This is a genomic window from Geodermatophilus sp. SYSU D01105, assembly GCF_054050095.1.
This window is the reverse complement of sequence record NZ_JBJGYR010000028.1, coordinates 49,200-55,578: the sequence shown is the minus strand read 5'-3', so window position 1 is coordinate 55,578 and position 6,379 is coordinate 49,200. Positions and strand designations below refer to the sequence as shown.

The window sequence follows — 6,379 nt, the reverse complement described above, 5'->3', positions numbered from 1 at the left end:
TCTGGATGATCTCCAGGCTGTGGGCCTCGCACTGCTCGGAGGTCGCACCCCACGCGGTGATCCCGTGCCCGCCCAGGACGCAGCCGATCGCCTGCGGGTTCTCCGCCGCGATCGCGGCGATGTCCAGGCCCAGCTGGAACCCCGGCCGCCGCCAGGGCACCCACACCACCCGATCGCCGAAACACTCCCGGGTCAGCGCCTCCCCCTCGGCGGCGGTGGCCAGCGCGATCCCCGAATCGGGGTGCAGGTGGTCCACGTGCGCGGCGGTCACCAGCCCGTGCATCGCGGTGTCGATGCTCGGCGCCGCCCCACCCCGGCCGTGCAGGCAGAAGTCGAACGCCGCCACCATCTCGTCCTCCCGCTCCACCCCCGGATAGACCTCCACCAGCGACCGCAACCGGTCCAGCCGCAACACCGCCAGCCCCGCCTCGGCCAGCGTGCCCAGATCCCCACCGGAACCCTTCACCCACAACAGCTCCACCGGACCCCCGGTCACCGGATCGACCGCGCTGCCCTTGGCCGAGGTGTTCCCCCCGGCGTAGTTGGTGTTCCGCGGATCGCCACCCAACCGGTTGCTCCGCTCGATCAACTCACTGACCACGGGGTTCGTCACGTCTGGTGTCCTCTCGGGGGTTCCGGGGTGTTCTCGCGGTGAGCGGTCGGTCTTCAGGCGCCCCAGCCGGCCTGCTGGCCGCCGACGCGCTCGCGCTCGATGCGCTCCTGGTACCCGCTCCGGGCGAAGGCCGCGGACGGGTCGCCGTCCAGGCCCTGGGACTCGCGCAGCTCGGCGAGCAGCGGCCGGACGTCGGTGCTGAAGGCGTCCATCAGCACACCGTGGGCGCCGAGCACATCACCGGCGACCTGGGCCGCACGCAGCGCGTCGCGGTCGACCAGCAGCGCCTTGGCGGTGGCTTCCTGGACGTTCATGACCGAGCGGATCTGGCCCGGGATCTTCTTCTCGATGTTGTGGCACTGGTCGAGCATGAAGTTGACGCCGGCACCGAGCAGCGCGCCGTCCTGCACGATCTCGTTCATGATCCGGAACAGCTGGAACGGGTCGGCCGAGCCGACGATGAGGTCGTCGTCGGCGTAGTTGCGCGAGTTGAAGTCGAACGCGCCGAGCCGCCCGACCCGCAGCAGCTGCACCACGATGAACTCGATGTTGGTGCCCGGCGCGTGGTGCCCGGTGTCGAGCACGACCTGCGCCTGCTCGCCGAGGGCCAGGCAGTGCACCAGCGACGTGCCCCAGTCGGGGATGTCGGTCGCGTAGAAGTACGGCTCGAAGAACTTGTACTCCAGCAGCAGCCGCATGCCCGGGTCGAGCAGCGCGTAGACCTCCTGCAGGGACTCGGCCAGCCGGTCCTGGCGGGCCCGCAGGTCGTCCTGCCCGGCGTAGTTGGTGCCGTCGGGGAGCCACAGCTTCAGGTCGGTCGAGCCGGTGGCCCGCATGACCTCGACGCACTCGGCGTGGTGCGCGATCGCCTTGCGGCGGACGGCGGCGTCGGGGTGGGTCAGCGACCCGAGCTTGTAGTCGTCGTCCTGGAACAGGTTGGAGTTGATCGCCCCGATCCGGACGCCGAGGTCGGCGGCGTGCGCGGCGAGCTTGCCGGGGTCGTCGACCCGGTCCCACGGGATGTGCAGCGAGACCCGCGGCGCGACACCGGTGTACCGGTGCACCTGCGCGGCGTCCTCGAGCTTCTCGAAGGGGTCGCGGGCCACACCGGGCTGGCCGAAGACCTTGAACCGGGTGCCGGAGTTGCCGAACGCCCACGAGGGCAGCTCGATCGTCTGCTGCGCCAGGGCCTCGAGGGCGCGGGTGCGGGGTGTGGTCACGGTCGGTCTCCTGTCTGTGCCGTGGTGGGCTCGCCGGCCGCGGCCAGCTGGGCGTCGAGGTCGAAGACGAGGTCCAGGGTGGCCTTGCCGCGGCCGTCGCCGGTCTCGAAGAAGGGGGCCATCTCGGCCTCCCAGCGGGCGCTCACCGCGGCGGCGTCCACCGCGGCCTGCGCCGCGGCGAGGTCGTCGGTCAGCACGGTGCCGACGAGCAGGCCGTCGTCGCGGAGGAACAACTGGTACTCCCGCCAGCCGGCGTCCCGCAGGGCGGTCAGCATCTCCGGCCAGACGGCGGCGTGCCGCGCGCGGTACTCGGCCAGCCGGTCGCGCCGGACCTGGAGGGTGAAGCAGACGCGGGGCACGGGTCCTCCGGCGGTCCCGCCCGGCCTCGTCGCCGGGACGGCCGGTGAAACGTTTCACACCGGTGTGGTGCAGACCATAGCCAGTGCGGTAGGAATGCGTCAAGACGGGCTGGGCGACCAGCGACGACACCCGCTGGAGGAGGACCGCTGACCGCGAGCATCCGGGACGTCGCCGGCCGCGCCGGTGTCTCGGTGGGCACCGTCAGCAACGTCCTCAACCGGCCGGAGCTGGTCAGCGCCGCCACCCGGGGCCGGGTCCTCGACGCGATCGCCGAGCTCGGGTTCGTCCGCAACGAGTCGGCCCGCCAGCTGCGGGCCGGCTCCAGCCGCACGGTCGGCCTGGTCGTCCTGGACATCGCCAACCCGTTCTTCACCGACGTCGCCCGCGGGGTGGAGGACGTCGTCAACGCCGCCGGGCTGGCGCTGATCCTGTGCAACTCCGACGACCGGCCGGACAAGGAGGCCGCGCACCTCGCGGTGCTCGCCGAGCAGCGGGTCCAGGGGGTGCTCATCACGCCGACGGCGGAGCCGACCCCGGAGCTGGCGGCACTGCGCGGGCGCGGCGTCCCCGTGGTGCTGGTCGACCGGCGGGCTCCCGACACCGACCAGTGCGCCGTCGCGACCGACGACGTCCTCGGGGGCCGGCTGGCCGCGGGGCACCTGCTCGAGTGCGGGCACCGCCGGATCGCCTTCGTCGGCGGGCACTCCGGCCTGCCGCAGGTGCACGAGCGGCACTCCGGCGTGGCGGCGGCCGTGGGCGCGGCCCCGGACGCCGAGCTGACGGTGCTCTCCCCGGAGGAGCTCACCGTGGCCGGGGGCCGGGAGGCCGCGGCCGAGGTGCTCGCCCTCCCTGCGGCGGACCGCCCCACCGCGGTCGTGTGCGCCAACGACCTCCTCGCGCTCGGGGTGCTGCAGGAGATGGTGCGTGCCGGCGTGCGGGTCCCCGACGAGTTCGCCATCGTCGGGTATGACGACATCGAGTTCGCCGCGGCGGCCGCCGTCCCCTTGACGTCGGTCCGCAAGCCACGCCAGCTCCTCGGCCGCAGGGCCGCCGAGCTGCTGTTGGACGAGGCGCGCGCGGGACACCGGCACGAGCAGCCGGTGTTCGAGCCCGAGCTGGTGGTGCGGGAGTCGAGCAGGGTGCGCGGCGGGGAGGAGACGGGATGAGGGTGGCGCTGTTCGCCACGTGCCTGGTGGACACGATGGCGCCGCAGGTGGCGATGGCCACCGCGACGCTGCTGGAGCGGCTGGGCCACGAGGTCGTCGTCCCGCCGGGGCAGGCCTGCTGCGGGCAGATGCACGTCAACACCGGTTACCGGCGCGAGGCGGTGCCGATCGTGGCCAACCACGTGCGGGCGTTCGCCGGCGCGGAGGCGGTGGTCGCGCCGTCCGGCTCCTGCGTGGCGTCGATCCACCACCAGCAGGCGATGGTCGCCCGCCGGGCCGGGGAGTCCGCGCTGGCCGAGGAGGCCGAGGCGCTGGCCGCCCGCACCTACGAGCTCTCCCAGTTCCTCGTCGACGTCCTGGGCGTCACCGACGTCGGCGCCTACTACCCGCACCGGGTCACCTACCACCCGACCTGCCACTCGCTGCGCCTGCTGCGGGTCGGCGACCGGCCGCTGCAGCTGCTGCGGGCCGTCCGCGGGCTGGAGCTGGTCGAGCTGCCCGGCGCCGACCAGTGCTGCGGCTTCGGCGGCACCTTCGCGGTCAAGAACGCCGACACCTCGACCGCGATGCTCACCGACAAGATGGCCAACGTGCTCTCCACGCACGCCGAGGTCTGCACCGCCGGCGACGCCTCCTGCCTGATGCACATCGGTGGCGGGCTCTCCCGGCTGCGCTCGGGCACGCGGACGGTGCACCTGGCCGAGATCCTCGCCTCGACCGAAGAGGCCGTGAGCCCCCACCAGACGACGAAGCCGGCGGTGCCCGCGTGACCACGACGTCTCCCCCGCCTATGCACGAGTCGGTGCCCCCGCCGGCGCCGACCTTCCTCGGCCTGCCCACCGCGCCCCGGGGGGTGGGCCACCTGCGCGGCGACCGGCCCTTCCCGGACGCCGCCCGCGACGCGCTGCGCGACGGGCAGCTGCGGGCCAACCTCGGCCACGCGACCGGCACGATCCGCCGCAAGCGGGCCGCGGTCGTCGGCGAGGTGCCCGACTGGGAGGAGCTGCGGCAGGCCGGCAAGGCGCTCAAGACCGCGACCATGGCCCGCCTCGACGAGCACCTCGAGGAGCTCGAGCGGCAGGTGACCGCGCGCGGCGGCACGGTGCACTGGGCCCGCGACGCCACCGAGGCCAACGCGATCGTCACCCGGCTCGTGCAGGCGACCGGTGCCGACGAGGTGGTCAAGGTCAAGTCGATGGCCACCCAGGAGATCGGCCTCAACGAGGCGCTGGAGGCCGCCGGGATCACCGCGCACGAGACCGACCTGGCCGAGCTGATTGTGCAGCTGGGGGACGACGCGCCGTCGCACATCCTCGTGCCGGCGATCCACAAGAACCGCGCCGAGATCCGCGAGATCTTCCTGCGCACCATGCCGCAGTTCGCCGAGCCCGGTGCCGGGGCCGACCTGACCGACGAGCCGCGCCGGCTGGCGATGGCCGCGCGGGCGCACCTGCGCGAGCGGTTCCTCCGCGCCCGGGTGGCGGTCAGCGGCGCCAACTTCGCCGTCGCCGAGACCGGCACCCTGGCCGTCGTCGAGTCGGAGGGCAACGGCCGGATGTGCCTGACCCTGCCCGACACGCTGATCACCGTCATGGGCATCGAGAAGCTGGTGCCGACCTGGCGCGACCTCGAGGTGTTCCTGCAACTGCTCCCCCGGTCCTCCACCGGCGAGCGGATGAACCCCTACACCTCGATGTGGACCGGGGTCACCCCCGGCGACGGCCCGCAGGAGTTCCACCTGGTGCTGCTCGACAACGGGCGGACGGCGGTGCTCGCCGACGAGGTGGGCCGCGAGGCGCTGCACTGCATCCGCTGCTCGGCGTGCCTGAACGTCTGCCCGGTCTACGAGCGCACGGGTGGGCACGCCTACGGCTCGGTGTACCCCGGGCCCATCGGCGCGGTCCTGTCCCCGCAGCTGACCGGGGTCGAGGACAACGCCTCGCTCCCCTACGCCTCCTCGCTCTGCGGCGCCTGCTACGACGCCTGCCCGGTGGCCATCGACATCCCGTCGATCCTGGTGCACCTGCGGGCCGAGCACGTCGAGGCGCAGGAGAGGGTCACGCCGGAGGCGGCGGCCTTCCGGACGCTCGCGACGGCGATGTCGCGGCCGCGGCTGTGGCGGCTGGCCCAGCGTGCCGCCGGTCTCGGCCGGTTCCTGGCCCGCGGCCGGCCGACGCTGCCCCCCGCGCTGCCGCCGCCGTTGTCGGGGTGGACCCGCAGCCGGGACCTGCCCGCCCCGCCGCGGGAGACCTTCACCCAGCAGTGGGCCCGGGAGCACGGGGGCCGGTCGTGAGCAAGCGCGAGGAGGCGGAGTGAGCGCGCGCGAGGAGGTCCTCGGCCGGATCCGCACCGCGCTGGGCGAGCGGCGCGGCGTCCCGGAGGTCCACCGGCACTACCGGACCAGCGACGAGCGACCGGTGGGGACGCTGCTCGACGTCCTGACCGACCGGCTCGAGGACTACAAGGCGGCGGTGCTCCGCTGCGCTCCGGACGCGGTGGCCGCCACCGTCGCCGGCGCGCTGGACGCCGGGCTCGGCGCCGGGTGGTCGCCCGCGGACGTCGTCGTCGCGCCGGGGGTCCCCGGTGGCTGGCGGCCCGAGGGCGTGTCTGAGGACAACGGCCGGCCCGCCGTCGAGCTGGCCGCGTTCGCCGCCACCGTCACCGGGGTCGCCGTCGCCGTGGCCGAGACCGGCACCCTGGTCCTCGACGGCTCACCGCCGTCCGGTCGCCGGGCGCTGTCGCTGCTGCCCGACTGCCTCGTGTGCGTGGTCGAGGCCGGCCAGGTCGTCGGCGGCGTGCCCGAGGCGCTGGCCCGGCTGGAGCCGACCGCGCCGCTCACCATGGTCAGCGGCCCGTCGGCGACCAGTGACATCGAGCTCTCCCGGGTGGAGGGGGTGCACGGCCCGCGGACGCTCGTCGTCGTCCTCGTCGCCTGACGGGCCCGGGAGCATCGCAGCGAGCACCAGCGAGCCGACAGCGAGTGAGCATCGCAGCGAGCGCCAGCGAGCGAGGAGCGGAGC

General features: G+C 74.1%; 7 protein-coding genes. 4 read left to right on the top strand and 3 right to left on the bottom strand.

Annotation, left to right across the window (positions count from 1 at the left end; genetic code table 11):
• From ACI79I_RS21520 to ACI79I_RS21510, 3 genes are all read right to left on the bottom strand, one after another.
• A partial coding sequence (locus tag ACI79I_RS21520; RefSeq protein WP_456994360.1) for a class II aldolase/adducin family protein occupies positions 1–613 on the bottom strand: 613 nt, incomplete at its 3' end.
• Between the two features lie 53 nt (positions 614–666).
• Positions 667–1,833 (bottom strand): L-rhamnose isomerase, encoded by a 1,167-nt coding sequence (gene rhaI, locus ACI79I_RS21515; RefSeq protein WP_456994359.1) that lies wholly within the window; start codon positions 1,831–1,833, stop codon positions 667–669.
• Positions 1,830–2,192, bottom strand: coding sequence for an L-rhamnose mutarotase (locus tag ACI79I_RS21510; protein ID WP_456994358.1), 363 nt, complete (start codon positions 2,190–2,192; stop codon positions 1,830–1,832). Before ACI79I_RS21510 ends, rhaI begins: the two co-directional genes overlap by 4 nt.
• 147 nt (positions 2,193–2,339) lie before the next feature.
• On the opposite strand from ACI79I_RS21510, the gene ACI79I_RS21505 reads away from it, so the two are divergent.
• Genes ACI79I_RS21505 through ACI79I_RS21490 form a run of 4 tightly spaced genes read left to right on the top strand, consistent with a single transcriptional unit; the run spans position 2,340 to position 6,295 of the window.
• Positions 2,340–3,359: a LacI family DNA-binding transcriptional regulator gene (locus tag ACI79I_RS21505; protein ID WP_456994362.1), complete on the top strand. Its 1,020-nt coding sequence runs from the start codon at positions 2,340–2,342 to the stop codon at positions 3,357–3,359.
• Positions 3,356–4,129, top strand: coding sequence for a (Fe-S)-binding protein (locus ACI79I_RS21500; protein WP_456994357.1), 774 nt, complete (start codon positions 3,356–3,358; stop codon positions 4,127–4,129). The genes ACI79I_RS21505 and ACI79I_RS21500 overlap by 4 nt, the downstream gene beginning before the upstream one ends.
• Positions 4,130–4,161: 32 nt before the next feature.
• Positions 4,162–5,652 (top strand): LutB/LldF family L-lactate oxidation iron-sulfur protein, encoded by a 1,491-nt coding sequence (locus ACI79I_RS21495; RefSeq protein ID WP_456994356.1) that lies wholly within the window; start codon positions 4,162–4,164, stop codon positions 5,650–5,652.
• Positions 5,653–5,671: 19 nt separating this feature from the next.
• Positions 5,672–6,295 carry a LutC/YkgG family protein gene (locus ACI79I_RS21490; RefSeq protein ID WP_456994355.1) on the top strand — a complete coding sequence of 208 codons (624 nt, stop codon included), beginning with the start codon at positions 5,672–5,674 and terminating at the stop codon, positions 6,293–6,295.
• Positions 6,296–6,379: the final 84 nt, after the last annotated feature.

Excerpts from the sequence above, each read along its gene's own strand:
- ACI79I_RS21500 (WP_456994357.1), top strand. The coding sequence starts at position 3,356 with ATGAGGGTGGCGCTGTTCGCCACGTGCCTGGTGGACACGATGGCGCCG.